The organism is Burkholderia sp. MSMB0856 (assembly GCF_001524645.2).
GTDB lineage: Bacteria > Pseudomonadota > Gammaproteobacteria > Burkholderiales > Burkholderiaceae > Burkholderia > Burkholderia diffusa.
The window spans coordinates 2,939,266-2,962,822 of the sequence record NZ_CP013427.1 but is presented as its reverse complement, the minus strand read 5'-3'; the positions used below and the strand labels follow the sequence as shown (position 1 = coordinate 2,962,822).

General features: G+C 67.9%; 22 protein-coding genes and 1 riboswitch. Of the genes, 9 read left to right on the top strand and 13 right to left on the bottom strand.

What is annotated here, in order from left to right:
• Positions 1 to 21 precede the first annotated feature (21 nt).
• From miaB to WS87_RS33905, 3 genes are all read right to left on the bottom strand, one after another.
• A complete protein-coding gene (gene miaB / locus WS87_RS15055) occupies positions 22 to 1,395 on the bottom strand; it encodes a tRNA (N6-isopentenyl adenosine(37)-C2)-methylthiotransferase MiaB (RefSeq protein WP_059528119.1) in 1,374 nt (457 codons plus the stop codon).
• Between the two features lie 274 nt (positions 1,396 to 1,669).
• Positions 1,670 to 2,602 (bottom strand): LysR family transcriptional regulator, encoded by a 933-nt coding sequence (locus WS87_RS15050; RefSeq protein ID WP_059820375.1) that lies wholly within the window; start codon positions 2,600 to 2,602, stop codon positions 1,670 to 1,672.
• Between the two features lie 29 nt (positions 2,603 to 2,631).
• Positions 2,632 to 2,817, bottom strand: a complete 186-nt coding sequence (locus tag WS87_RS33905) for a hypothetical protein (protein ID WP_162499717.1) — start codon at positions 2,815 to 2,817, stop codon at positions 2,632 to 2,634.
• On the opposite strand from WS87_RS33905, the gene WS87_RS15045 reads away from it, so the two are divergent.
• From WS87_RS15045 to ribB, 3 genes are all read left to right on the top strand, one after another.
• Entirely contained in the window at positions 2,750 to 3,925 is a 1,176-nt protein-coding gene (locus WS87_RS15045) for an MFS transporter (RefSeq protein WP_059820374.1), read from the top strand. The genes WS87_RS33905 and WS87_RS15045 overlap by 68 nt on opposite strands.
• A 212-nt stretch (positions 3,926 to 4,137) precedes the next feature.
• Positions 4,138 to 4,821 carry a helix-turn-helix domain-containing protein gene (locus tag WS87_RS15040; RefSeq protein ID WP_059465738.1) on the top strand — a complete coding sequence of 228 codons (684 nt, stop codon included), beginning with the start codon at positions 4,138 to 4,140 and terminating at the stop codon, positions 4,819 to 4,821.
• Between the two features lie 182 nt (positions 4,822 to 5,003).
• Positions 5,004 to 5,152: riboswitch (FMN riboswitch) on the top strand.
• Positions 5,153 to 5,270: 118 nt separating this feature from the next.
• Positions 5,271 to 5,981, top strand: coding sequence for a 3,4-dihydroxy-2-butanone-4-phosphate synthase (ribB, locus tag WS87_RS15035; protein WP_059690639.1), 711 nt, complete (start codon positions 5,271 to 5,273; stop codon positions 5,979 to 5,981).
• Between the two features lie 90 nt (positions 5,982 to 6,071).
• On the opposite strand, the gene WS87_RS15030 is transcribed toward ribB, so the two are convergent.
• The 4 genes from WS87_RS15030 to glpD all read right to left on the bottom strand — a co-directional run bounded on the left by WS87_RS15030 (position 6,072) and on the right by glpD (position 10,960).
• Entirely contained in the window at positions 6,072 to 6,758 is a 687-nt protein-coding gene (locus WS87_RS15030; RefSeq protein ID WP_059528111.1) for an HAD family hydrolase, read from the bottom strand.
• A 257-nt stretch (positions 6,759 to 7,015) separates the two neighbouring features.
• Positions 7,016 to 7,732 carry an MIP/aquaporin family protein gene (locus WS87_RS15025; RefSeq protein WP_059820373.1) on the bottom strand — a complete coding sequence of 239 codons (717 nt, stop codon included), beginning with the start codon at positions 7,730 to 7,732 and terminating at the stop codon, positions 7,016 to 7,018.
• Positions 7,733 to 7,828: 96 nt separating this feature from the next.
• Positions 7,829 to 9,331 (bottom strand): glycerol kinase GlpK, encoded by a 1,503-nt coding sequence (gene glpK / locus WS87_RS15020; protein WP_059465737.1) that lies wholly within the window; start codon positions 9,329 to 9,331, stop codon positions 7,829 to 7,831.
• Between the two features lie 105 nt (positions 9,332 to 9,436).
• Positions 9,437 to 10,960, bottom strand: coding sequence for a glycerol-3-phosphate dehydrogenase (glpD, locus tag WS87_RS15015; RefSeq protein WP_059690638.1), 1,524 nt, complete (start codon positions 10,958 to 10,960; stop codon positions 9,437 to 9,439).
• Between the two features lie 162 nt (positions 10,961 to 11,122).
• Here glpD and WS87_RS15010 point away from each other — a divergent pair, with 162 nt between their 5' ends.
• A complete protein-coding gene (locus WS87_RS15010; RefSeq protein ID WP_059820372.1) occupies positions 11,123 to 11,491 on the top strand; it encodes a hypothetical protein in 369 nt (122 codons plus the stop codon).
• 88 nt (positions 11,492 to 11,579) lie between these two features.
• Here the strand turns inward: WS87_RS15010 and WS87_RS15005 are convergent, their stop codons facing one another.
• Entirely contained in the window at positions 11,580 to 11,777 is a 198-nt protein-coding gene (locus WS87_RS15005) for a hypothetical protein (RefSeq protein ID WP_040144790.1), read from the bottom strand.
• Positions 11,778 to 12,079: 302 nt separating this feature from the next.
• Positions 12,080 to 12,859, bottom strand: a complete 780-nt coding sequence (locus WS87_RS15000) for a DeoR/GlpR family DNA-binding transcription regulator (protein WP_044846783.1) — start codon at positions 12,857 to 12,859, stop codon at positions 12,080 to 12,082.
• A gap of 223 nt (positions 12,860 to 13,082) precedes the next feature.
• Between WS87_RS15000 and WS87_RS14995 the strand changes: the two genes are divergently transcribed.
• The 3 genes from WS87_RS14995 to WS87_RS14985 all read left to right on the top strand — a co-directional run bounded on the left by WS87_RS14995 (position 13,083) and on the right by WS87_RS14985 (position 16,454).
• Positions 13,083 to 14,723 carry a gamma-glutamyltransferase family protein gene (locus WS87_RS14995; protein ID WP_059820371.1) on the top strand — a complete coding sequence of 547 codons (1,641 nt, stop codon included), beginning with the start codon at positions 13,083 to 13,085 and terminating at the stop codon, positions 14,721 to 14,723.
• A gap of 322 nt (positions 14,724 to 15,045) precedes the next feature.
• Entirely contained in the window at positions 15,046 to 15,873 is an 828-nt protein-coding gene (locus tag WS87_RS14990) for a ferritin-like domain-containing protein (RefSeq protein WP_059528332.1), read from the top strand.
• A gap of 71 nt (positions 15,874 to 15,944) precedes the next feature.
• Positions 15,945 to 16,454, top strand: coding sequence for a hypothetical protein (locus WS87_RS14985; RefSeq protein ID WP_059820370.1), 510 nt, complete (start codon positions 15,945 to 15,947; stop codon positions 16,452 to 16,454).
• On the opposite strand, the gene WS87_RS14980 is transcribed toward WS87_RS14985, so the two are convergent.
• The 3 genes from WS87_RS14980 to WS87_RS14970 form a co-directional block, all read right to left on the bottom strand.
• Positions 16,448 to 17,899 carry a DEAD/DEAH box helicase gene (locus WS87_RS14980; RefSeq protein WP_059820369.1) on the bottom strand — a complete coding sequence of 484 codons (1,452 nt, stop codon included), beginning with the start codon at positions 17,897 to 17,899 and terminating at the stop codon, positions 16,448 to 16,450. The two genes, WS87_RS14985 and WS87_RS14980, sit on opposite strands and share 7 nt — an antisense overlap.
• Positions 17,900 to 18,027: 128 nt before the next feature.
• Positions 18,028 to 19,326 carry a c-type cytochrome gene (locus WS87_RS14975; protein ID WP_059528091.1) on the bottom strand — a complete coding sequence of 433 codons (1,299 nt, stop codon included), beginning with the start codon at positions 19,324 to 19,326 and terminating at the stop codon, positions 18,028 to 18,030.
• 19 nt (positions 19,327 to 19,345) lie between these two features.
• Positions 19,346 to 20,110, bottom strand: coding sequence for a c-type cytochrome (locus WS87_RS14970; protein ID WP_059528087.1), 765 nt, complete (start codon positions 20,108 to 20,110; stop codon positions 19,346 to 19,348).
• Positions 20,111 to 20,487: 377 nt separating this feature from the next.
• Here WS87_RS14970 and WS87_RS14965 point away from each other — a divergent pair, with 377 nt between their 5' ends.
• A complete protein-coding gene (locus WS87_RS14965; RefSeq protein ID WP_059528083.1) occupies positions 20,488 to 21,420 on the top strand; it encodes a copper resistance D family protein in 933 nt (310 codons plus the stop codon).
• A gap of 139 nt (positions 21,421 to 21,559) precedes the next feature.
• Here the strand turns inward: WS87_RS14965 and dgoD are convergent, their stop codons facing one another.
• Complete coding sequence (gene dgoD, locus WS87_RS14960) at positions 21,560 to 22,708, bottom strand: galactonate dehydratase (protein WP_040144789.1); 1,149 nt, start codon at positions 22,706 to 22,708, stop codon at positions 21,560 to 21,562.
• A gap of 119 nt (positions 22,709 to 22,827) precedes the next feature.
• On the opposite strand from dgoD, the gene WS87_RS14955 reads away from it, so the two are divergent.
• Positions 22,828 to 23,547 (top strand): FadR/GntR family transcriptional regulator, encoded by a 720-nt coding sequence (locus WS87_RS14955; RefSeq protein ID WP_236873194.1) that lies wholly within the window; start codon positions 22,828 to 22,830, stop codon positions 23,545 to 23,547.
• The last annotated feature ends 10 nt before the right edge of the window (positions 23,548 to 23,557 follow it).

Sequence of the window (23,557 nt, the reverse complement as noted above, 5' to 3'; positions counted from 1 at the left end):
CTCCTGTTGAACGTCAGTCGGTCAGTGGGTGGCCGCGCTCGCGTCGTCGCTCACGAGCAGCAGCTCGCCGCGCAGCGAGTGCGGGTACGCATGGTTGATCTTCACGTCGATCATCTGGCCGATCAGGCGCGGGTGCGATGCGAGCGGCGCCGGGAAATTCACGACCCGGTTGTTCTCGGTGCGGCCCGACAGTTCGTTCGGATCCTTGCGCGACGGGCCCTCGACGAGGATCCGCTCGACCTTCCCGACCATCGACTGGCTGATGCGCGCGACGTTTTCCTCGATGGTCGCCTGCAGATGTTGCAGGCGTTTGAGCTTGACCTCGCGCGGCGTGTCGTCGTGCAGGTTCGCGGCCGGCGTGCCGGGGCGCGGGCTGTAGATGAACGAGAAGCTGGTGTCGTAGCTCATCTCGTGCACGAGCGCCATCATCTTGTCGAAATCCTCCTCGGTCTCGCCGGGGAAGCCGACGATCATGTCGGTCGACAGCGACAGGTCCGGGCGGATCGCGCGCAGCTTGCGGATCACCGACTTGTATTCAAGGACGGTGTAGCCGCGCTTCATCGCCATCAGGATGCGGTCGGAGCCGTGCTGGACGGGCAGGTGCAGGTGGCTCACGAGCTTCGGCACCTTGGCGTAGGTGTCGATCAGGCGCTGCGTGAATTCCTTCGGATGCGACGTCGTGTAGCGGATCCGCTCGATGCCGGGGATGTCGGCGACGTACTCGATCAGCGTCGCGAAATCGGCGATTTCGGTCGAACCGGCCGTCAGCGCGCCGCGATACGCGTTCACGTTCTGGCCGAGCAGCGTGACTTCGCGCACGCCTTGGTCGGCGAGGCCGGCCACTTCGGTCAGCACGTCGTCGAGCGGACGCGACACTTCGTCGCCGCGCGTGTACGGCACGACGCAGTAGCTGCAGTACTTCGAGCAGCCTTCCATGATCGATACGAACGCGCTCGGCCCCTCGACGCGTGCGGGCGGCAGGTGGTCGAACTTCTCGATCTCGGGGAACGTGATGTCGACCTGCGCGCGGCCGCTTTCACGGCGCGCGTCGATCATCTGCGGCAGGCGGTGCAAGGTCTGCGGGCCGAACACGAGGTCGACGTACGGCGCGCGCGACACGATCGACGCGCCTTCCTGGCTGGCGACGCAGCCGCCGACGCCGATCAGCAGGCCCGGCTTCGCTTCCTTCAGCTCGCGCACGCGGCCGAGGTCGGAGAACACCTTTTCCTGCGCCTTCTCACGCACCGAGCACGTGTTGAACAGGATGATGTCCGCGTCTTCCGGGGTATCGGTCTTTTCGAGGCCTTCGGCCGCATTGAGCACGTCCACCATCTTGTCCGAGTCGTACTCGTTCATCTGGCAGCCGAAGGTCTTTACGTAAACTTTCTTGGTCATGGGGATTCGCCGTTCGCAGTGGTTGACCTGGGGGCGTCGTCAAGGGTGAATCGGGACGGCTGCTGCCGGTGCAGCGGCTCATGCCGGTGCCGCGTGGCGGACCGGGGCGCGCGGCGCGCGTCGAGCGGGCATGTCGCGAAACCTCGCGAATGCGTGAAAAGCCGTCGGGAAAGCTTTCCATTATAGCTTTACGCGCCGTCGCGGGCGGGCCGCGGGTTGCGGCCGCGCGACGCCGGCGTGGCGCTCCGACCCCGATATGGCGGCGCGGCAGGCCTCAGCGGCACGCGTTCAGCAGGTCGTCGAGCGCCGCTTCCTCGCGCGCGAAGCGTTCGGCGAGGAAGTCGAGCAGCACGCGCACGCGCGGCGCCATGTAGCGCTTGCCGTGATAGAGCGCGTGCAGCGGCGCGTCCTGGTGCCGCCAGTCGGGCAGCAGCACGCGCAGCCGGCCGGCGCGCACGTCGTCGGCGATGTCCCACAGCGACTTCAGCGCGATGCCGTGGCCGCGCAGCGTCCATTCGCGGGTGAGGCCGCCGTCGTTGGTCTCGAACGCGGTCGACACCGGCACCGTGTGGGTCTGCACCTCGTCTCCGCGCGTGAAGCGCCACGTGTTCATCGGGCCCGACGCGATCGTGATCACGTTGCAGGGAAAACGAGCCAGATCGCGCGGATCGGCCGGCACGCCATGGCGCTCGACGAACGACGGCGCCGCGCACAGCACGCGCCGGTTCGCGGCGAGCCGGCGTGCGATCAGCGCGCCGTCGGGCGGGGCGGCGAAGCGGATCGCGAGGTCGATCTCGTCCTGCCACAGGTTCGACGACGAATCGGACGCCGTCAGCGAGAAGGTGACGCCCGGATGCAGCGTGGTGAATTCGTCGAGCCAGTCGAGCAGCTGGTTGCGGCCGAAATCGGACGTCGACGACAGCCGCACCTTGCCGGCCACCACGTTGCGGCCTTCCTGCAGCAGCGCGTGCGCGTCGTCGAGCGCCTGCAGCGCCTGCCGGCAGCAGTTCAGGTAGAGCCGGCCTTCGTCGGTGAGGCGCAGCTGCCGCGTCGAGCGCTCGAACAGCCGCGTCGCGACCTTCGCCTCGAGCTTCGCGAGGCGCGCGCTCGCGGCGGCCGGCGTGAGGTTCAGCTTGCGCCCCGCCGCGGACAGGCTGCCCAGTTCCGCCGCCTCGACGAACAGCCGGATGTCGCCCAGTCGATCCATCGGATTTTCCAGAATTTTTTGAAAATGGTTCAAATGCCGCGCCAATTATCAAAGATAGGCGTATTCGGGACAATGCGCGCACATCCCGCTTCTTGTGCGGTGCGGTACGGACCGGATGCCGCGTCCGCCGCCTTTTCGGAGAACGTCATGCCCATTCCATTACTGGCGCTCGCGATCAGCGCCTTCGCCATCGGCACCACCGAATTCATCATCATGGGACTCCTGCCCGAAGTCGCGCACGACCTCGCCGTGTCGCTGCCGTCGGCCGGCCTGCTGGTCACGGGCTACGCGCTCGGCGTCGCGGTCGGCGCGCCGCTGCTCGCGGTGCTGACGAGCCGCATGCCGCGCAAGGCCGCGCTGCAGCTGCTGATGGCGATCTTCATCGTCGGCAACGTGCTGTGCGCGACCGCGTCCGGCTACGCGATGCTGATGGTCGCACGTGTCGTCACGTCGTTCGCGCACGGCTCGTTCTTCGGGATCGGCGCGGTGGTGGCCGCGTCGCTCGTGCAGGCTGACAAGCGCGCGAGCGCGATCGCGCTGATGTTCACGGGCCTCACGCTGTCGAACGTGCTCGGCGTGCCGTTCGGCACGTTCGTCGGCCAGCTGCTCGGCTGGCGCGCGTCGTTCTGGATCGTCGCCGCGCTCGGCGTGCTGTCGCTCGGCGGCGTCGCGCTGCTGGTGCCGAACCGCCACGACAGCGGGCCCGTCGGCCTCGGCCACGAAGTGCGGGTGCTCAAGGAGCCGCAGGTCTGGCTCGCGCTCCTGATGACCGTGCTTGGTTTCGGCGGCGTGTTCGTCGTGTTCACGTACATCGCGCCGATCCTCGAAACCGTCACCGGTTTTTCGCCGCGTGCGGTCGCACTGATCCTCGTGCTGTTCGGCGCGGGGCTGACGGTCGGCAACACGCTCGGCGGCAGGCTCGCCGACCGCGCGCTGATGCCGTCGCTGATCGCGATCCTGGTCGCGCTGATGGCCGTGATGGCCGTGTTCGCGAAGACGAGCCACCTGCCGGTCGCGGCCGCGGTGACCGTATTCGTCTGGGGGATCGCCGCGTTCGCGACGGTGCCGCCGCTGCAGGCGCGCGTGGTCGAAAAGGCCGCGAGCGCGCCGCATCTCGCGTCGACGCTGAACATCGGCGCATTCAACGTCGGCAACGCGGGCGGCGCGTGGCTCGGCGGCCTCGCGCTGGGGCACGGCTTCGCGCTTGATGCGTTGCCGTGGGTCGCCGTCGCGGTGACGTTCGCGGCGCTCGTCGTCACGTGGTTCGCGATGCGGCTCGATGCGCGCGCTCCGGCGCGCGGCGCGGCACCGGCCGCGCATTGAGCGGAGCACCGGGCGGCGGCGTGCCGGCGCTATGGCGACAGGAAAAGGTTCGCGAGAAACGCATTCCTCCGCGATGCTGATAACGGTGTGAAGATAACTTCGTTTGCCGGGGTGGGGCCGGGTGATAGCGTCTCGATACGCGCCGTTCGTGGCGCAACCCGATTTCGGCTTACCCCATTCGCAGGGCCGCGCGGCGGCCCGGAGGCCATGCTATGTCTTCACCCCTGGCGCTGGTGCGCGACGTGTCTTCCTTCGAGTCCGGCAATGCCGCCGACGCGCGGACGTCCGCGTCGCTCGACGTCCTCGAGCAGGTCGTCGGCGTGAATCTCGCGCGCTTGCGCGCCGAGCGGCAGTTGTCGCTCGATGCGCTCGCGCGGTTGTCCGGCGTGTCGCGCGCGATGCTCGCGCAGATCGAATCCGCGCGCAGCGTGCCGTCGATCAAGGTGCTCTGCAAGATCGCCGCGGCGCTGAAGGTATCGGTGGCCGCATTCCTGCGCCGTCACGCGGTGAACGGCTTCGAGCACCTGGCGGCCGAGCGCGCGGCGCGCGTCGTCAGTTCGAACGGCCGCTTCTCGGCGCGCGCGCTGTATCCGGAGGGCGAGCCGGCCGCGGCCGAATTCCACGAGTTGCGGATCGCGCCGCTGCACACGGAACCCGGCACGCGCCGCGCGCCCGGCACGACGGTCAACCTGGTCGTCAGCGAAGGCACGCTCGAAGTCAGCGTGCACGATCGGCGCCAGCTGCTCGCGACCGGCGATGCAATCGTGTTCGACGCCGACCAGCCGTACAGCCTGCGCAATCCCGGCGACAGCGAGGCGCGCGCGTTCCGCGTGACGGTGAGCCCGGAGGTGCCGCCGCGCTGGCTCGTGCCCGACGCCGCGCACGCGGCCGGCTGAGCGCGGGTCGCCGGGCCGGCGCCGGTTCCGTTCGGGACGGCGCGCAGTCCGGGTGCCGGCCGTTCGGACGATGCCGTTAGACGGAGTCGTCAGTAAGGTTTTAGGTGTGGTTCGCTGCGCGGTGCGCGCGGCTGATGTATGCTTGGCCCGCCGGTTCCGGGGTAGACCCCGGCCGGTAATCAGTGCGTCTTCAGGGCGGGGCGAAATTCCCCACCGGCGGTAGGCTGGCGAAAGCCGGCGAGCCCGCGAGCGCCCGCGCATCCGCGCGGGGTCAGCAGATCTGGTCGAATGCCAGAGCCGACGGTCATAGTCCGGATGAGAGAAGATGTGCAGATAGTCATGTCCGTCAGGGCCGCTTTGCCATGCGTGCGAAGCGGGTTGTCGTTCTGTCTGTTTGCAATGCCCTGAAACGTTTTTCGCCCAAATCGTAATTGCGAGGAGCGTTTCACATGTCCTTCATGTCCGTTTCGTCGGCACCCGCCGACGCCTTTGCCGATCTCCCGTTGCTCGATTCCGAACCGGTGCCGCCGCGCATCGCCGCTGCGCTCGACGCGTTGCGCGCGGGCCGCGCGGTCGTGTTGCAGGACGATCACGACCGTGAAAACGAGGCCGACTTGATCGTCGCCGCCGAGCGCATCACGCCCGAGACGATGGCGCTCCTGATCCGCGAGTGCAGCGGCATCGTGTGCCTGTGCCTGACCGACGACAAGGTCCGCGCGCTCGAGCTGCCGCCGATGGTGCAGACCAACGAGAGCCGCAACGGCACCGCGTTCACCGTGTCGATCGAGGCACGCGAAGGCGTGCATACCGGCGTGTCCGCGGCCGACCGCGTGACGACGATTCGCGCGGCGATCGCCGACGATGCGAAGCCGTACGACATCGTGCGCCCCGGCCACGTGTTTCCGTTGCGTGCGCAACCCGGCGGCGTGCTGGCGCGCCGCGGTCACACCGAAGGGACGGTCGATCTGTCGATCCTCGCTGGCCTGAAGCCGGCGGGCGTGCTGTGCGAGCTGATGAATCCGGACGGCACGATGACGCGCGGCGACGACGTCGAGCGTTTCGCGCGGCAGCACGGGTTGCCGATGCTGACGATCGCGGAGCTCGTCGAATTCCGCGAGGCGCTGGCGGCCGTGCGCGAGCGCTGCTGCGAGCCGGCCTGACGGCAGGTGTAGCGGGCGCGCCGATGCGCCCGCGGGACGGCGTGCGCATCGAGCCGCACGCCGGTCATGGCGATCCGGCGCGGCCGTCCGTCAGGACTGCACGTCGCCGAATTCGCCGCGCAGGCCGGCCGCGACGAGCGCCGGCAGTTCATCCATCCTGCGCATGATCCGCGTGATGCCCATCGCGCGCAGCGCGTCCGCGTAGTTGTCGGGGATGTGGCTCGCGCCGACGAACGCGATCGTCTTCATGCCCGCCGCGCGCGCGGCGTTCAGGCCCGACACGCTGTCCTCGACGACGACGCAGCGCGCCGGCGCGACGCCGAGCGTCCGCGCGGCATGCAGGTACACGTCGGGGTAGGGCTTCGGTCGTGCGACCTGCTCGGAGCTGAACACACGATCGCCGAAGATTTCGGTGAGCGAGGCGCGCTTCAGCGAGCTGCGCACGCGTACGAGCCGGCTGTTCGATACCACCGCGGCCGGCAGGCCGACCTTCAGCAGCGCGTCGCGCACGCCGGTGATCGGCGCGAGCGATTGTGCGAGACCGGTCTCGATGTTGCGCTCGACGGTTTCGATGAAGTTGTCGGGCATCCGGATGCCGAAATGCGCTTCGAGCCCGGCGAGAAAGCGCGAGGTCTGCTGGCCGAAGGCGGACTTCGCAGCCTCTTCGAAATCGAGGTGAGGGAAGGTGGCGGACAGCGTGTCGAACAGCACGCGGTCGGCAATGACTTCGCTGTCGACGAGGACGCCGTCGCAGTCGCAGATAAGGTGATCGAGCATGATGGTGAAGAAGCGGGGTGTCGGCGACGCCGAGCATCCCGCCATGATACGTGCTTTCGAAGGTGCGCCGCGAACCGCTTGGCGCCTGCGTCCGGTCCCCGCTACGCCCTCCGTTTGCCGATGCGCCGACGCGCCGTTGCGGCCTCGGCCGGCGCGAGCGAGGCGGGCTCGTCGTCGCTCGTGTGACGAAAGGGGAGGGCGGAAGCGCGCGGCAACCGCGGCCGCGCGCCCAGGCTCAAGCTCGATCGAAACCGCGATCAGGCCATCGCGTGCAGACGCAGGTACAGGCCGGCCGCCGCGGCGCCGCCGAGCAGCGGGCCGATCACCGGCACCCACGCATAGCGCCAGTCGCTGTCGCGCTTGCCGGGAATCGGCAGCAGCGCGTGCATGATGCGCGGCGACAGGTCGCGCGCCGGGCTCATCGCATAGCCGGTCGGGCCGCCGAGCGAGATGCCGATGCCGAGCACGAGCAGGCCGACGGGCAGCGCGTCGAGCGCGCCGAGACCGACCTGCGGCGACGCGAGGTACAGCACGCCGAGGATCAGCACGAACGTGCAGATCGCTTCGGTCAGCACGTTGTGCGTGGTGCTGCGGATGGCGGGCGCCGTGCAGAACACCGCGAGCTTCAGGTCCGCATCGACTTCCTTCGCGAAGTGCTGGCGATATGCGAGCCACACGAGCAGCGCGCCGGCCATCCCGCCGAGCATCTGCGCGAGGATGTAGCCGCCGACCTTCGACCACGCGAACTTGCCTGCGAGCGCGAGGCTGATCGTGACGATCGGGTTCAGGTGCGCGCCGCTGAACGACGCGGTCACGTAGACGGCGACGAACACCGCCATCGCCCAGCCCATGACGATCACGATGAGGTCCGCGCCTTTGCCCTTGGTCTTCGCAAGCAGCACGTTGGCGACCGCGCCGTTGCCGAGCAGCACGAGGATCGCCGTGCCGATGAATTCCGCAATGTAAGGTGACATGTTGTCTCTCGTAGATGACGGCGGACTCGCGCGCCGCGCGGTCCGCCGGTGTTGTTTTATTTCGTTCGGATTGCTTCTGGTTTCGGCTGCTGCGGGTTACTGCGTGTCGTCGGCCCACGCCTTGGCGGCGCGCACCGCGCGTTGCCAGCCGGCCATGCAGCGCTCGACCTGCTCCTTCGGCATCGACGGCGAGAAGCGGCGATCGAGCTGCCACTGGCTGCGCACTTCGTCGAGGTTCTTCCAGTAGCCGATCGCGAGGCCCGCGAGGTAGGCCGCGCCGAGCGCGGTCGTCTCGGTGATCTGCGGACGCACCGCGTCGACGCCGAGCAGGTCGGCCTGGAACTGCATCAGCAGATTGTTCGCGCTTGCGCCACCGTCGACGCGCAGCTCGCCGATGCTGATGCCGGAGTCGGCTTCCATCGCGGCCAGCACGTCGAGCGACTGGTAAGCGATCGCGTCGAGCGCCGCGCGCGCGAGGTGCGCGGACGTCGTGCCGCGCGTGACGCCGAACACCGAACCGCGCGCCCGCGCATTCCAGTGCGGCGCGCCGAGGCCCGCGAACGCCGGCACGAGATAGACGCCGTCGGTATGCGGCACGCTCGCGGCGAGCGCTTCGATCTCGGCGGCCGTCTTGATGATGCCGACGCCGTCGCGCAGCCACTGCACGACCGCGCCCGCGATGAAGATGCTGCCTTCGAGCGCGTACTGCACGTCGTCGCCGATCTGCCAGGCGATCGTCGTGACGAGGTTGTTCTTCGACTCGATCGGCTTGTCGCCGGTGTTCATCATCAGGAAGCAGCCGGTGCCGTAGGTGTTCTTCACCATGCCCGACGTCGTGCACATCTGGCCGAACAGCGCGGCGTGCTGGTCACCGGCGATGCCCGCGAGCGGGATCTTCGACGCGAACACCGTGGTCTTCGTATGGCCGTAGATTTCCGACGACGCCTTCACTTCCGGCAGCATGCTGCGCGGGATGTCGAGCAGCTCGAGCAGCTCGCTGTCCCACTCGCGCGTGTGGATGTTGAACAGCATCGTGCGCGACGCGTTGGTCACGTCGGTCACGTGCAGTTCGTGCTTCGTGAAGTTCCACACGAGCCAGCTGTCGACGGTGCCGAAGGCGAGCTTGCCTTGGCGCGCCTTGTCGCGCGCGCCCGGCACGTTGTCGAGGATCCAGCGGATCTTGGTCGCGGAGAAGTACGAGTCGATCGGCAGGCCGGTCTTCGCGCGCACCTTCGCTTCGAGGCCCTGCTTCTTCAGCGAATCGCAGAAGTCGGCGGTGCGGCGGTCCTGCCACACGATCGCGTTGTAGACGGGCTGGCCCGTCTCGCGATCCCAGACGATCGTCGTCTCGCGCTGGTTGGTGATGCCGATCGCGGCGATCGACGTGCCGTTCAGGCCCGTGCGCGTGACCGCTTCGGCGGCGACGCCCGCTTGCGTCGACCAGATTTCCTGAGGGTCGTGCTCGACCCAGCCGGGTTGCGGGTAGATCTGTTCGAATTCCTTCTGGGCGATCGATACGATGTTGCCCTGGCGATCGAACAGCATCGCGCGGGAGCTCGTCGTGCCCTGGTCAAGCGCGAGGATGTACTGATCCTGCATGTCTCTCATCTCCATCCGTGGATTGGCGTAGTTGTGATGCGCGCCGCATGTTACGCGGCGCGTCGGTGAATCAACGTCGGTCAGACAATTGCAACTGCAAACGCATCACGCGTGCGGCGCGTGCACGGCGGCGAACCACGCGTCGACCGCGGCGGTCACCGCGTCGAGCGTGCCTGGCGTGACGTGCAGGCCGAGCTTCGAGCGGCGCCACAGCACGTCCTGCGCGCAGGTCGCCCATTCGACGTCGCGCAGGTAGCGCAGTTCGGCGTCGTGGATGCCCGGCGCGATTTCCGCGCCGAGGTCCGCGAGCGACGTCGCGCCGTCGACCACGCGTTCCGCGCGCGTGCCGTATGCGCGCGCGTAGCGGCGCGCGAGCGCGGCGGGCAGCCACGGATGGCGCTTCGCGAACGCGTCGGCGAACACGTCGAACTTCGCGTTCGCGATGTCGCCGCCGGGCAGCGGCGCGCCGGCCGTCCAGGTTTTCGCCTCGCGGCCGAGCGCGCTGCACAGCAGGTCGCCGGCTTCTTCCGCGAGCTTGCGGAAGGTCGTGATCTTGCCGCCGAACACCGACAGCAGCGGCGCGCCGGCGCCGTCGTCCATCTCGAGGCGGTAGTCGCGCGTGACGGCCGACGCGTTCGCCGCGTTTTCGTCCTCGAGCAGCGGACGCACGCCCGAATAGGTCCAGTGCACGTCGGCGGGCGAGATCTTGCGCTTGAAGTAGCGGTTGATCGAATCGCACAGATACTGCGTCTCGTCGCGATCGATCGCGACCTTCGCGGGATCGTTCGTGTATTCGACGTCGGTCGTGCCGATCAGCGTGAAGTCGTGCTCGTACGGAATCGCGAAGATGATCCGCTTGTCCGGGTTCTGGAAGATGTACGCGTGATCGTGATCGAACAGGCGGCGCGTGATGATGTGGCTGCCTTTCACGAGCCGCACGCTGTGTTGCGCGCCGCGGCCGAGCGCGCCGTGCAGCACCTCGCCGACCCACGGGCCGGCCGCGTTCGCGACCGCGCGCGCATGCACGACGCGGATCGAGCCGTCCGCGTGCCGCAGCCGAGCTTCCCATTCGTCGCCGCGGCGTTCCGCCGACACGAGCTTCGTGCGCGTGAGGATCTCGGCGCCGCGCTCCTTCGCATCGAGCGCGTTCAGCACGACGAGTCGCGCGTCGTCGACCCAGCCGTCCGAATAGACGAAGCCGCGCTTGATGGAGTCGATCAGCGGTGCGCCGGCCGCATGGCGGCGCATGTCGATGCCGCGCGAGCCGGGCAGCAGTTCGCGTTTCGCGAGGTGATCGTAGAGGAACAGGCCGATGCGGATCAGCCAGGCCGGCCGCAGGTTCGGCATGTGGGGCATCACGAAGCGCAGCGGCCACATGATGTGCGGCGCCGCGCGCAGCAGCGTTTCACGCTCCTGCAGCGCTTTGCGGACGAGGCCGAATTCGTTGTATTCGAGGTAGCGCAGGCCGCCGTGAATCAGCTTCGTGCTGGACGACGACGTGTGCGACGCGAGGTCGTCCTGCTCGCAGAGCAGCACCGACAGGCCGCGGCCGGCCGCATCGCGCGCGATGCCCGCGCCGTTGATGCCGCCGCCGACGACGAGCAGATCGTAGCGATTCGGTTGGGTCACCTGCTGTCCTTATCGTCTGATGGAAATGGGCGAACACGAAATGTTCGAATTCGAAATTTAACGAACGAAATCGAAAAAGTAAAGTTCGAAAAAGCGGGGCCAGTAGCGCGCGGCGCGATCCCGGACGATACTGGCGGAATCGACCGTTTCGCGAGGTGAATCATGCGTATTGGGATGTGGGCCGGTGCGTGCGCCGTCGTTCTGGCAGGGTGCAGCGCCGGTATGCCGCCGCTGGCCGGCAATTGGCGTGCGCCGTCGTTCGTCGACCTGCAGACGTCGTGCGGCGGCACCGCGCGCGACTGGGGCGCGGACGCGCAGCCGGTCTACGCGACGCTGTACGACGCGTACGTGGCGAAACGGTATCGCGGGCTGACGCAGGCGAACTATTGCGCGTTCGTAAACGAACTTTCAACGCACTACGCGGCACCCGACGCGGCGGGGCGCGCCGGTTGGGTCGCCTATTTCAACGGTGCACGCGCGCAGGCCGTCAGCTGGCGGGCCGCGGTCGATCCGACGCTGCGCGGCGGCTGACGCGGCAAAGCTGCGGTAGGCGGGAAAACCGGAAAAGCGGCGCGGCCGGAAATCCGGCCGGCGCGCTCAGGTCAGGAACAGCGGAGCTTCAGGAATAACGGTATTTGATGGATCGCAGCGCGGCGTCGCCGGTCTCGGTCACGCAGTATTTGCGTCCCGATCCCAGGCCTTCCAGCCGCACGAGCTGCTGTTCGAGCAGCGCGTCGAGTTCATCCCGATCCATGTCGCCCTGGTCAGGGGCGTCCTTCACAAGCAGTAGCGTGGCGAATTCATGCGGACTCAGCATCGTTCTCTCCATGGCAATCGGTCTGCCCGCGCGGCCGGCGCGAACGCCGGTGCGCGATACCCCACGGGGTATGGCTTGGGGGGAAAGCTGTATTCGCCGGCCTTGGGATTCGCACACGCCTTGGCACGGGCGTATCGGGCGAACGGGCCGGGGAACTGGAGTCTAGTCGAGCGCGCGGGCAACGACAAATCGTGCCCCGTTAATTTTCAGTTTGACAGGGACGTATGCCGCAAGCGGTTCAGCCGGCGCGCCAACTTCTTGATTTCACTTGAAGTTTCAGGTGCGGTGCAGCATCGCAAGCGTCATTCCGCGACGTACACCTGGGTGCCCGCGTTCGCCACCGCATCGGCCATCTCCGGCGGCAGCGGCTTGTCGGTGAAGAGCGCATGCACCTGGCTCAGGTGTCCCTGGCGCACCAGCGCCGGGCGGCCGACCTTCGAGTGGTCGGCGACGAGGTAGACCGTGCGCGCATGCTGCATGATCGCCTCGGCCACGCGCACCTCGCGCGTGTCGAAGTCGCGCAGCGTGCCGTCGGCCTCGATCGCCGACGTGCCGATGATCGCGTAGTCGACCTTGAACTGGCGGATGAAGTCGATCGCGAGTTCGCCGACGATGCCCTTGTCCCACGGCCGCACGATGCCGCCCGTGATCAGCACCTCGCAGTCCGGGTAGCCGCTCATCATCGACGCGACGTTCAGGTTGTTCGTGATCACGTGGAGCCCGTGATGGCGGTTCAGTGCGCGCGCAACCTCCTCGGTCGTGGTGCCGAGGTTGATGAACAGCGATGCCTGGTCGGGGATGTGCGACGCGGCGAGCGCCGCGATGCGTCGCTTCTCGTCGTGGAACATCCGCTGGCGCGCGGTGTACGACACGTTTTCCGAGCTGGTCGGCAGGCTCGCGCCGCCGTGATAGCGGCGCAGCAGGTTCAGGTCGGCGAGCCAGTTCACGTCGCGGCGGATCGTCTGCGGCGTGACCGCGAAGTGCGCGGCGAGATCGTCGACGGTCACGAAGCCGTCGCGCTGCACCCATTCGAGCAGTTCCTGCTGGCGCGCGTTGAGGGTGAGGCGGGGATCTCGGGTCATGGCTCGGCGGTCAGGTCGTGAGGCGGAGCGGGTATTGTAAGGGCGGGAAGGGCGTTCGACCGGCCTGCGGCGTATCGCTGCGCGGAATTCATGCGCAAAGTACATAGATTCATGTGACAAATGAATTTGTGCGATCACGCGGATCGCGCTGCAATGGCGGACTGTCCGCGCGCGCCGGTCGTGCGTCCGGCGCGTTCATTCAGCTTTCGACGAGGTGGAACCGATGACTGGCTTCAACTGGCACAACCCGTATTCGACGACCCGCATTCCGGTATTCGCGCGCAACGTCGTGTCGACGTCGCACCCGCTCGCGGCGCAGGCCGGGCTGCGGATGCTGTGGAAGGGCGGCAATGCCGTGGATGCGGCGCTGGCCGCGGCAGCTGCGATCACGGTGGTCGAGCCCGTGTCGTGCGGGCTCGGCGGCGACGCGTTCGCGCTCGTGTGGGACGGCGAGCGGCTGTCCGGGCTGAATGCGTCGGGCGTCGCGCCGGCCGCGTGGAACCCCGGCTACTTCCGCCAGCGCCACGGCGAGGACGCACGCGGCATCGCGAACAAGCCGACGCGCGGCTGGGACACCGTCACGGTGCCCGGCGTGATCGCGGGCTGGGAAGCGCTGCACGCGAAGTTCGGTTCGCTGCCGTTTGCGGACCTGCTCGAGCCGGCGATCGAGATCGCCGAGCGCGGCTATTCGGTGTCGCCGATCGTCGCGCACAAGTGGGCCGCCGCGGTGCCCGAGCTGCAGGGGCTGCCGGGCTTCGCCGATACCTTCATGCCGCGCGGGCGCGCGCCGCTCGTCGGCGAGCGCATGTGCCTGCCGGGCCACGCGCGGACGCTGCACACCCTCGCGAAGGACGGTCCGCGCGCGTTCTACGAGGGCGCGCTCGCCGGGCAAATCGCGGCATTCGCGCGCGAAGGCGGCGGCGCGCTGACCGAAGCCGACCTGCGCGCATACCAGCCGGAATGGGTCGAGCCGATCGGCAAGCGCTTCGGGCGGCACACGATTCACGAGATCCCGCCGAACGGGCAGGGCATCGCCGCGCTGATCGCGCTCGGGATCGCGGAGCATGCGGGCGTGGCCGAATGTCCGGTCGATTCGGCCGACTCGCAGCACCTGCAGATCGAGGCGATGAAGCTCGCGTTCGCGGACGTCTATCGCTACGTCGCCGATCCGCGCGCGATGGACGTGACGCCCGCGCAGATGCTCGACGACGCGTATCTCGCGGAGCGCGCGAAGCTGATCGATCGCGCACGCGCGACGCACTTCGCTGCCGGCCGGCCGCATTCGGGCGGCACGATCTATCTGTCGGCGGCGGACGAGCGCGGGATGATGGTGAGCTTCATTCAGTCGAACTACATGGGTTTCGGTTCGGGGCTCGTCGTGCCGGGTACGGGCATTGCGTTGCAGAACCGCGGGCACGGCTTCTCGATGGACCCGGCGTCGCCGAACGTCGTCGCGGGCGGCAAGCGGCCGTTTCATACGATCATCCCGGCGTTCGTCACCGAGGAAGTCGACGGCCGCACCGAGGCCGTGATGAGCTTCGGCGTGATGGGCGGCGACATGCAGCCGCAGGGCCACCTGCAGACCGTCGTGCGCATGCTCGGTTACGGGCAGCAGCCGCAGGCCGCCTGCGACGCGCCGCGCTGGAAGGTCAATCGCGACTTCACGCTCGACGTCGAGTCGACGATGAATCGCGACACGGTCGATGCGCTCGCCGCGCGCGGCCATACGATCAAGTCGATCGACGATCCTTACATGGATTTCGGCTCGGGGCAGTTCGTGTGGCGGCTCGATCGCGACGATCCCGAGCGCGGCTACGTGGCCGCGAGCGACAGCCGTCGCGACGGCCTCGCGGCCGGTTTCTGACGGAACGCTTCCAGTCCAGTCTTGCGCTCGACGGGCGGCCGGATGGCCGCCCGTTTCGCTTGACGCGGCGCATCTCGTCGAACGTGCGCGAACCGGTTCGAACAACTCGTCTAACGAACCGCAACATGCGCGGCGGAACTGCGCCCGTCGGGTATGGTCAGTGCTTTGAAGCACGAACATAAAAGTCCGGCTAAGATGCCAGGATGGTTCGGCCGGACCAACTCACTAAAAATGCAAGCAAAACGTCGCCTGCGGGCGCGCCGGGCCCGTGCCGAAGATCGGGGCCGGCCGCCGGCCGCGCGACGACTGGGAGCGCACCACCATGCCTACTGAAACGACGCATGTCATGCCGTGGCGTATCGAGGACATCGACCTCAACCGGATCGATCGTCAGCGCGCCGCCGCGAACGAGGATCTGCTGCTGTTGCTGTGCGCGTCGTCGTTCATCGAAAGCGGCTCGGATCTCTACACGAGCAACCTGAGCGAGTTCTTCAACGACGATCCCGAAGTGTCCGCGTGGCTCAACACGGCGTGGGAGCACGAGGAACTGCAGCACGGGCGCGCGCTGAAGGCGTACATCGCGCATGTGTGGCCCGAGTTCGACTGGGATACCGCGTTCGCGAATTTCTTCGCCGAGTATTCGAAGACCTGCTCGGTCGACGCATTCGAGAAGACCCGCGCGCTCGAGATGGTCGCGCGCTGCGTTGTCGAGACGGGCACGGCCACGCTCTATCGCGCGATCAACGAATGCTCGGACGAGCCGGTGCTGAAGGAAATCACCGACAACATCCGATCGGACGAGGTGCGCCACTACAAGCACTTCTTCAAGTTCTTCAAGAAGTACAACAAGCTCGAAGGCAACGGCCGGCTCGCGGTGCTCGGCGCGCTGACGCGCCGCGTGCTGGAAATCAAGAACGAGGATTCGGAGATCGCGCTGCGCCACGTGTTCGCGATCCGCTACCCGGACCGTGTCGGCGACAGCCAGTACAACCGCGAGCGCGTTGCGCGCATCAGCTCGCTCGTGCGGCGCAACCTGTCGGCCGACATGTGCGTGAAGATGCTGCTCAAGCCGCTCGACCTGCCTGCCAAGATCCAGCCGAGTGTCCACTATCCGCTGACGAAGATCACGCGGCACGTGTTCATGCGCTGATCGTCACCGCGCGGTCCGGCGGCGCGCGTATGCTTCGGCATCATCGTCTGCTTTTCACCGGGCCCGCCATCATGACCGATACCCATCGCCACGCGCTCGAACAATGGACGTTCGACGCGTGGCCGCCGGCCGTCGTTTCGCTGTTCGACGGCGCCGCGCTCGAACGCCATGCCGACTTCGCCGCATCGCTGATCGTCGCGACCGACGATGGCCAGTTGCGCACGACGCTGCTCAGCGTCGGCGAGATTCTTGCGCGCGACGCGCACACGCTGCTGCTTGCGCTATGGCCGCAATCGCGCGCGGCGCGCGCGCTGGCGCAACGGCGCGCGGCCGCGTTGACGCTCGTCGCGGACGGCGCATTCTTTCAGGCACAACTGAGGATCGAGCCGCTCGAAGGGGACTTCTGCGGACTGGCCGGGTTCGCCGCGACGATCGCGCATGGCGATGCGCAGCGGGTCGGCTATGCGCGTCTCGCGACGGGCGTCACGTTCGCGCTGGAAGGGGAGGTGCGCGCCGAGGTGCTCGCACGCTGGCAGCGCCAGGTCGAGCACCTGCGGCGCGCGGCCGCGCGGCTTCAGTGACCGCGCTGGCCGCTGCGCGACGAACGGTTGCGGTTGGCGTGCGCGGCGTTGCCGTTCGCCGGACGCGCGCCGTTGCCGCCTGACGGGCGACCGCCGCCGCCACCGGCATTGCCGGTCGCGCCGCCGGCCGTGCGCGGCTTGGCCGCCTTCGCGGCCTTCGGTTGCGCATTGCCGTCGCGCTTCGCGGCCGGCTGGCCGGCGCCGCCTGCACGCGGCTGGCGATTGCCACCGCCGCCGCCGCCGCCGTTGCCGCCGCGCGGCTGCTGCCCGCGGCGTTGCTGGATCGGCTCCGGCTTCGCGTTCGGATCGGGTTCGAAGCCCGCAATCACTTCCTGCGGAATCTCGCGCTTGATCAGCCGCTCGATGTCGCGCAGCAGCTGCTTCTCGTCGACGCACACGAGCGACACGGCTTCGCCCGTCGCGCCCGCGCGGCCCGTGCGGCCGATCCGGTGCACGTAATCCTCCGGCACGTTCGGCAGGTCGAAGTTGACGACGTGCGGCAGCTGGTCGATGTCGATCCCGCGTGCGGCGATGTCGGTCGCGACCAGCACCTGCAGCGTGCTGTTCTTGAATTCCGCGAGCGCGCGCGTGCGAGCCGACTGGCTCTTGTTGCCGTGGATCGCCATCGCGCTGATGCCGTCCTTCGTCAACTGTTCTGCGAGCCGGTTCGCACCGTGCTTGGTGCGCGTGAACACGAGCACCTGGAACCAGTTGTGTTCGCGGATCAGATGCGTGAGCAGCTCGCGCTTGCGATCGCGGTCGACCGGGTGGATCTTCTGCGCGACGCTTTCCGCGGTGGTGTTGCGGCGCGCGACCTCGATCAGTGCGGGCGAATCGAGCAGGCTGTCGGCGAGCGATTTGATCTCGTCGGAGAAGGTCGCCGAGAACAGCAGGTTCTGGCGCTGCGGCGGCAGTTTCGCGAGCACGCGCTTGATGTCGTGGATGAAGCCCATGTCGAGCATCCGGTCGGCTTCGTCGAGCACGAGGATGTCGAGATCCGACAGATCGATCGTCTTCTGCTGCATGTGGTCGAGCAGACGCCCCGGCGTCGCGACGACGATGTCGACGCCGCGCTTGAGCGCATCGATCTGCGGATTGATGCTGACGCCGCCGAACATCACGGTCGAGCGCAGCTTCAGGTATTTGCTGTACGCGCGCACGCTTTCCTCGACCTGGGCGGCGAGTTCGCGCGTCGGCGTGAGGATCAGCGCGCGCACCGCGCGCTTCGCGCCGCGATGCTCGGCATAGAACGTGTGCAGGCGCTGCAGGATCGGCAGCGTGAAGCCGGCGGTCTTGCCGGTGCCGGTCTGGGCGCCGGCGAGCAGGTCGCCGCCGCCGAGGACGGCGGGGATCGCCTGCTGCTGGATGGGAGTCGGCGACGTGTAGCCGAGCTCGTTGACCGCCTTGACGAGCGGTTCGGCCAAGCCGAGAGATTCGAAAGACATAGATACCACTCTTGAGTTTTATGATCGGCGACGCCTCGCGCGGCCCGCGCGGGGAACGGCGTCGCAAAAAGCAAAGGGGCGCGGCTGCGGTTTCCCGCAGCCGCGCCCCCGTGTGTGTCGCGCGTTATTTAGTCAAGCGGCGCGGAACGCAGGTCGCTCACCTGTTGCGGCGAGATCGGCGTACCGTTGTTGCCCCACGACATCCGGATATACGTGACGACCGCCGCGACTTCCTGGTTCGACAGCGACTGCGCGAACGGCGGCATCCCGTACGGACGCGGATTCTTGAACGTGCTCGGCGGATAGCCGCCATTCAGCACCATGCGGATCGGGTTGACCGCCGATTCCATCACGATCGAATGGTTGCCCGCGAGCGGCGGATACGCCGGCGGCTTGCCCGCGCCGGTTTCGGCGTGGCAGGTCGCGCAGTTGTCCGCGTAGATCTTCTTGCCCTGGTCGAACAGCGCGTTGCCGAATTGCTTCGACGGCTCGTACTGCATGTTCTTCGGCGCTTCAGCCTTCTGCGGGATCGACTTCAGGTACGTCGACATCGCGCGCGTATCTTCGTCGCTCATGTACTGCAGGCTGTTGTGCACGACGTCGGCCATCGGGCCGAACACCGCGCCCTTGTTCGACACGCCGGCCTGCAGCAGGTCCGACAGTTCCTGCACGTGCCAGTCGCCGAGGCCGAGTTCCTTGTCGTTCGTCAGCGACGGCGCATACCAGTTCTGCAGCGGGATCAGGCCGCCTGCGAAGGCCGCCGAGCTCACCGGGCCGCCCATCATGTTGATCGACGTGTGGCACATCGAGCAGTGGCCGAGGCCTTCGACGAGGTACGCGCCGCGGTTCCATTCGACCGACTTGGTCGGATCCGGCTTGTATTCGCCTTCCTTGAAGAACAGCGTGCGCCAGCCGATCAGCAGGTTGCGGTTGTTGAACGGGAACTTCAGTTCATGCGGACGGCTCGGCACCGAGACCGGCGGGACCGAACGCAGGTACGCGTAGATCGCGTCCGAGTCGGCACGCGTGACCTTCGTGTAGCTCGCGAACGGGAAGCCCGGGTAGAGCAGGCTGCCGTCCTTCGAACGGCCGGTGTGCATCGCGCGGTAGAAGTCGTCCGACGTCCACTTGCCGATACCGTCCTTGTCGTCCGGCGTGATGTTCGGCGTGTACATCGTGCCGAACGGCGTCGCCATCGGCAGGCCGCCCGCGAACGACTTGCCGCCGCGCACGGTGTGGCACGCGATACAGTCGCCGACGCGCGCGAGATATTCGCCCTTCTTGATCAGCGCGGCCTGGTCGGCCGGCGTGGCCGCGACGGCAGCGTTGCCGTGCAGCGTGTCGTTGCCCGGCCAGAGGACCGGCACGAGGGCGGCAGCCGCGACGATCGCGACGGCCGAGAGTGCAAACAGGGACTTGCGTTTCATTGTGTCTGTCTCCCTTGCCTTATTGCGGTTCGCTGCCGCAGGCGAGCGGAGTCTTCATCGAACGCGCCGGGGCCGGCACGGGGTTGGCGGGCGCCGGTTGCGCGGCGAGCCACGCGGTCACGGCCGTCACGTCTTCGTCCGACAGCTTCGACGCGATCTCGTGCATGCAATCCGGTGCCTTCGCGTGGCGGTTGCCCGAGCGCCATGCGCCGAGCTGTGCGCTCAGGTAATCGGCGTGCAGGCCGACGAGGCCCGGGATCGCCGGCTGCATGCCGGTCAGCCCCGCGCCGTGGCAGGCCACGCAGGCCGGCAGCTTGCGCGACGGATCGCCTTGCGTGACGAGCTGCTTGCCGCGCGCGAGCGTGGCGGCCGGCAGCGTCGGCTTGGCCGGCGTCGGGTACGGCGGACGCTCGGCCGAGAAGTGCTCGGCGATTTCTTTCAGGTAATCGTCGTTCAGGTACGTCAGCAGATAGTTCATCGGCGGGTACTTGCGCCGGCCATCACGGAAGTTGACGAGCTGGTTGTACAGGTACTCCGCCGGCTTGCCGGCAAGCCGCGGGAAATAGTCGTTGTCCGTACCCTGGCCGTGAACGCCATGGCATGCGGTACAGCCGCGCACACGCTCGGCCATCGTATCGGGTGCCTTGAGCGGCGCCTGCTGGGCGTGCGCTTGCTCCGTGGGCTTGGTCTGCGCTTGAGCAGCGCTCGTAAGGCCCGCGCCACCGATCAGGAGAACGGCAAGCAACGGACGGAAGAGGCGTCTTGAAGACACACGAGACTCCATGTTTATTCGTCGGGGACCTGTCCGGGCTACGATCGGCTCGGCGCATGGACGGCAGGACAGCCGGGCTGCTGCGACGCGGCATTCTATCATCGATGGGTAATGACGGCTATTTGGCAAAAGGACATCGGTTCCTGCCTGTTTGCGACTTGCGACAATTTGACGCGCTTCGTACACGGGTTGTGTGAACCGGCGTGCGCTTTGACCATCGAAGACCGTACACTCGCGGGTCGCGCGGCGCCGCCTCCGCCGCAGACCCAGTCATTTCTCCCGTTTCCGGATTCATCGATGACGTTCCCTACCGTGCCGTTGCCGTCTTCCCGCTGTCGTTCCACTTGCCGCCGCGTTGCGGGCCGGCCGTTCCCGGGGGGGCGCGCGCGATGAGGATCGACAGCTTGTGGATCGGGCAGGTCGCGCTGGCGGCATTGATGGACGCGACGTTCGCGATGGCCGTCGGCTCGGCGCTGCTGAAGGCGTGGCTCGGCAAGGACGGCGCGCGACCGGTCGTCGCGCCGTCGCATCCCGCATGGCTGCGCGCGCAACATTCGCTGGTCGCGGCGGCGCTGGCGCTCGTGCTCGCCGATCTCGGCTGGCTGGTGTATGAAGCGGCGTCGATGAGCGGCGCGGGGCTCGGCGGCGCATTCGCCGCGATTCCCGTCATGCTCGCGCAGACGCACACGGGCTTCGCATGGAGCGTCGCGTTCGCCGGCGCCGTCGTGCTCGCGATCGTCGCGCTGGCAAAGCCGGAGGGCCCGGTCGCGCATGCGGTGCTGTGGCTCGCGGTGATCGTGGTCGCGGCCGGCAAGGCGTCGCTCGGCCATGCGGCCGACACCGGCCCGCTGTCCGCGGCGGTCGGCGTGCAGACGCTGCACCTGCTTGCCACCGCGGTGTGGGGCGGCCTCGTGCTCGCGGGCGGGCTCGCGGTGCTGCCGGTGCTCGGCTCGTCGGTCGCGCGCGGCGCGCTGATCCGGATCGGTCAGCAGCTGTCGCGTACGTCGACGATCGCGGTCGTGTTCGTGCTCGGCACGGGCGTGCTCAATGCGCTGCGCGGGCTCGGCGGCTCGCTCGCACCGCTCGACGGCACCACGTGGGGGCGCGTGCTGCTGCTCAAGCTGCTGCTCGTCGCGCTCGCGCTCGTGCTCGGCGGGTTGAACCGCTTCTCGGCGCTGCCGCGCCTGCGCCGGACCGCGTCGACCGAAGACGCGCACACGTTCCGCAACATCCTGCATCTCGAGGCGCTGACGATGATCGGCGTGTTCGTCGCGGCCGCCGTGCTGTCGTTCAGCGTGCCGGGGTTCGCGGCGCTCGGCTGACGGCCGGGGCGGCGCGGTGGCGGGCCGGGTGCCCGCGCGTCGCGTGCTGCAGATGCAAAAACGGCCGCCTGTCGGGCAGCCGTCGCGAAGCCGTTGCGCGGCATGCACGCCGCGCAACGCGCCTCATCTCACTCCCTCATCACCACTCGGCGACGCTGCCGTCCGCGTGACGCCACACCGGGTTGCGCCAGCGATGCCCCGTCTTCGCCATCTCGCGCACTTTCTCCTCGTTGACGTCGATGCCGAGCCCCGGGCCCTGCGGGATCGCGACGAAGCCGTCTTCGTAGCGGAATACTTCGGGATTGCGCAGGTAGTCGAGCAGGTCATTGCCCTGGTTGTAGTGAATGCCGAGGCTCTGTTCCTGGATGAACGCGTTGTAGCTCACCGCATCGAGCTGCAGGCACGCGGCCAGCGCGATCGGGCCGAGCGGGCAGTGCAGCGCGAGCGCGACGTCGTAGCTTTCCGCGAGCGTCGCGATCTTGCGGCACTCGGTGATGCCGCCCGCGTGCGACGCATCGGGCTGGATGATGTCGACGTAACCGCCCGCGAGGATGTGCTTGAAGTCCCAGCGCGAGTAGAGCCGCTCGCCGAGCGCGATTGGCGTGTTGGTCTGGTTGACGATGTCGCGCAGCGCCTCGGCGTTCTCCGACAGCACCGGCTCCTCGATGAACATCAGCTTGTACGGATCGAGCTCCTTCGCGAGCACCTTCGCCATCGGCTTGTGCACGCGGCCGTGGAAGTCGACGCCGATCCCGACGTGCGGGCCGACCGCGTCACGCACCGCCGCGACGTTCGCGATCACCTGCTCGACCTTGTCATAGGTGTCGACGATCTGCAGCTCCTCGGAGCCGTTCATCTTCACGGCCTTGAAGCCGCGCTCGACCACCGCGCGCGCATTGTTCGCGACGTCGCTCGGCCGGTCGCCGCCGATCCACGAATACACCTTGATGCGGTCGCGCACTTGGCCGCCGAGCAGCGCGTGCACGGGCACGCCGTGATGCTTGCCCTTGATGTCCCACAACGCCTGGTCGACACCCGCGATCGCGCTCATCGTGATCGGGCCGCCGCGGTAGAAGCCGGCGCGATACATCACCTGCCAGTGATCCTCGATCAGCAGCGGATCCTTGCCGACCAGATAATCGGCGAGTTCGTGCACGGCGGCTTCGACCGTGTGCGCGCGGCCCTCGACGACCGGTTCGCCCCAGCCGACGATCCCTTCGTCGGTTTCGATCTTGAGGAACAGCCAGCGCGGCGGGACGACGAAGGTTTCGAGGCGGGTGATTTTCATGTCGCGAGTCTCCAGGGGTGACCGGCGCGGACATGCCGATGCTGCGCCGGTCGAATGCGTGACGGTTATCCTAGCGTAGACCGGTAAAAAATAGTATTAATAGCACTATTGTGCAGATAGTGGGCAGCCGCGGCGTTGCCCGTCACCGGAGAACGATCATTCAACGCGACCTGCATGGACAGACAGCCTTCCGGCTGGCGACGGCGATCCTGCGCGGCGACTATCCGCCCGAATCGCTGCTGCCGCGGGAGCCGGACCTGATGGAGATGTTCGGCGTGAGCCGCACGGTGCTGCGCGAGGCGCTGCGCACGCTGACGTCGAAGGGGCTGGTCGAATCGCGGCCGAAGGTCGGCACGCGCGTGCGGCCGCGCCGCGCATGGAACCTGCTCGACGCCGACCTGCTCGACTGGTACGCGCGTGTCGCGCCGCCGCTCGCGTTCGCGCTGAAGCTGCAGGAGATGCGCGAGATGATTGAGCCGCATGCGGCCGCGCTGGCCGCGCGCGCGCACGGGCCGGGCGCCTTCGACGCGATCGAGGACGCGGTGCGCGCGATGGCCGCCGCGCGCAACGTGGACGAATGGGTGCGCGCGGACCTGCGCTTTCACCTGAGCGTGCTGGAGGCCGGCGGCAACGAACTGCTGGTGCCGCTCGGCGCGCTGATCGATCGCACGCTCGAGGCGCAGCTGCATCTGAACGCGCGCCGGGCGCATGTGTTCAATGCGTCGCTCGCCGAGCACGCGGCCGTCAGCGACGCGATTCGCGTGCGCGACGAGGACGGCGCGCGCCGCGCGATGGCGTCGCTGCTCGCAGTGACGCGCGCGCGGATCGAGATGTCCTGACGGGAAGGGC

Excerpts from the sequence above, each read along its gene's own strand:
- WS87_RS15025 (WP_059820373.1), bottom strand. The coding sequence starts at position 7,732 with ATGTCACCTTACATTGCGGAATTCATCGGCACGGCGATCCTCGTGCTG.
- ribB (WP_059690639.1), top strand. The coding sequence starts at position 5,271 with ATGTCCTTCATGTCCGTTTCGTCGGCACCCGCCGACGCCTTTGCCGAT.
- WS87_RS15030 (WP_059528111.1), bottom strand. The coding sequence starts at position 6,758 with ATGCTCGATCACCTTATCTGCGACTGCGACGGCGTCCTCGTCGACAGC.
- WS87_RS15040 (WP_059465738.1), top strand. The coding sequence starts at position 4,138 with ATGTCTTCACCCCTGGCGCTGGTGCGCGACGTGTCTTCCTTCGAGTCC.
- WS87_RS14975 (WP_059528091.1), bottom strand. The coding sequence starts at position 19,326 with ATGAAACGCAAGTCCCTGTTTGCACTCTCGGCCGTCGCGATCGTCGCG.
- WS87_RS14985 (WP_059820370.1), top strand. The coding sequence starts at position 15,945 with ATGACCGATACCCATCGCCACGCGCTCGAACAATGGACGTTCGACGCG.
- WS87_RS14995 (WP_059820371.1), top strand. The coding sequence starts at position 13,083 with ATGACTGGCTTCAACTGGCACAACCCGTATTCGACGACCCGCATTCCG.
- WS87_RS33905 (WP_162499717.1), bottom strand. The coding sequence starts at position 2,817 with ATGATGATGAATTCGGTGGTGCCGATGGCGAAGGCGCTGATCGCGAGC.
- WS87_RS15000 (WP_044846783.1), bottom strand. The coding sequence starts at position 12,859 with ATGACCCGAGATCCCCGCCTCACCCTCAACGCGCGCCAGCAGGAACTG.
- dgoD (WP_040144789.1), bottom strand. The coding sequence starts at position 22,708 with ATGAAAATCACCCGCCTCGAAACCTTCGTCGTCCCGCCGCGCTGGCTG.
- WS87_RS15005 (WP_040144790.1), bottom strand. The coding sequence starts at position 11,777 with ATGCTGAGTCCGCATGAATTCGCCACGCTACTGCTTGTGAAGGACGCC.
- glpK (WP_059465737.1), bottom strand. The coding sequence starts at position 9,331 with ATGCAGGATCAGTACATCCTCGCGCTTGACCAGGGCACGACGAGCTCC.
- miaB (WP_059528119.1), bottom strand. The coding sequence starts at position 1,395 with ATGACCAAGAAAGTTTACGTAAAGACCTTCGGCTGCCAGATGAACGAG.
- WS87_RS15010 (WP_059820372.1), top strand. The coding sequence starts at position 11,123 with ATGCGTATTGGGATGTGGGCCGGTGCGTGCGCCGTCGTTCTGGCAGGG.
- WS87_RS14990 (WP_059528332.1), top strand. The coding sequence starts at position 15,046 with ATGCCTACTGAAACGACGCATGTCATGCCGTGGCGTATCGAGGACATC.
- WS87_RS14965 (WP_059528083.1), top strand. The coding sequence starts at position 20,488 with ATGAGGATCGACAGCTTGTGGATCGGGCAGGTCGCGCTGGCGGCATTG.
- WS87_RS14970 (WP_059528087.1), bottom strand. The coding sequence starts at position 20,110 with ATGGAGTCTCGTGTGTCTTCAAGACGCCTCTTCCGTCCGTTGCTTGCC.
- WS87_RS15045 (WP_059820374.1), top strand. The coding sequence starts at position 2,750 with ATGCCCATTCCATTACTGGCGCTCGCGATCAGCGCCTTCGCCATCGGC.
- WS87_RS14980 (WP_059820369.1), bottom strand. The coding sequence starts at position 17,899 with ATGTCTTTCGAATCTCTCGGCTTGGCCGAACCGCTCGTCAAGGCGGTC.
- WS87_RS15050 (WP_059820375.1), bottom strand. The coding sequence starts at position 2,602 with ATGGATCGACTGGGCGACATCCGGCTGTTCGTCGAGGCGGCGGAACTG.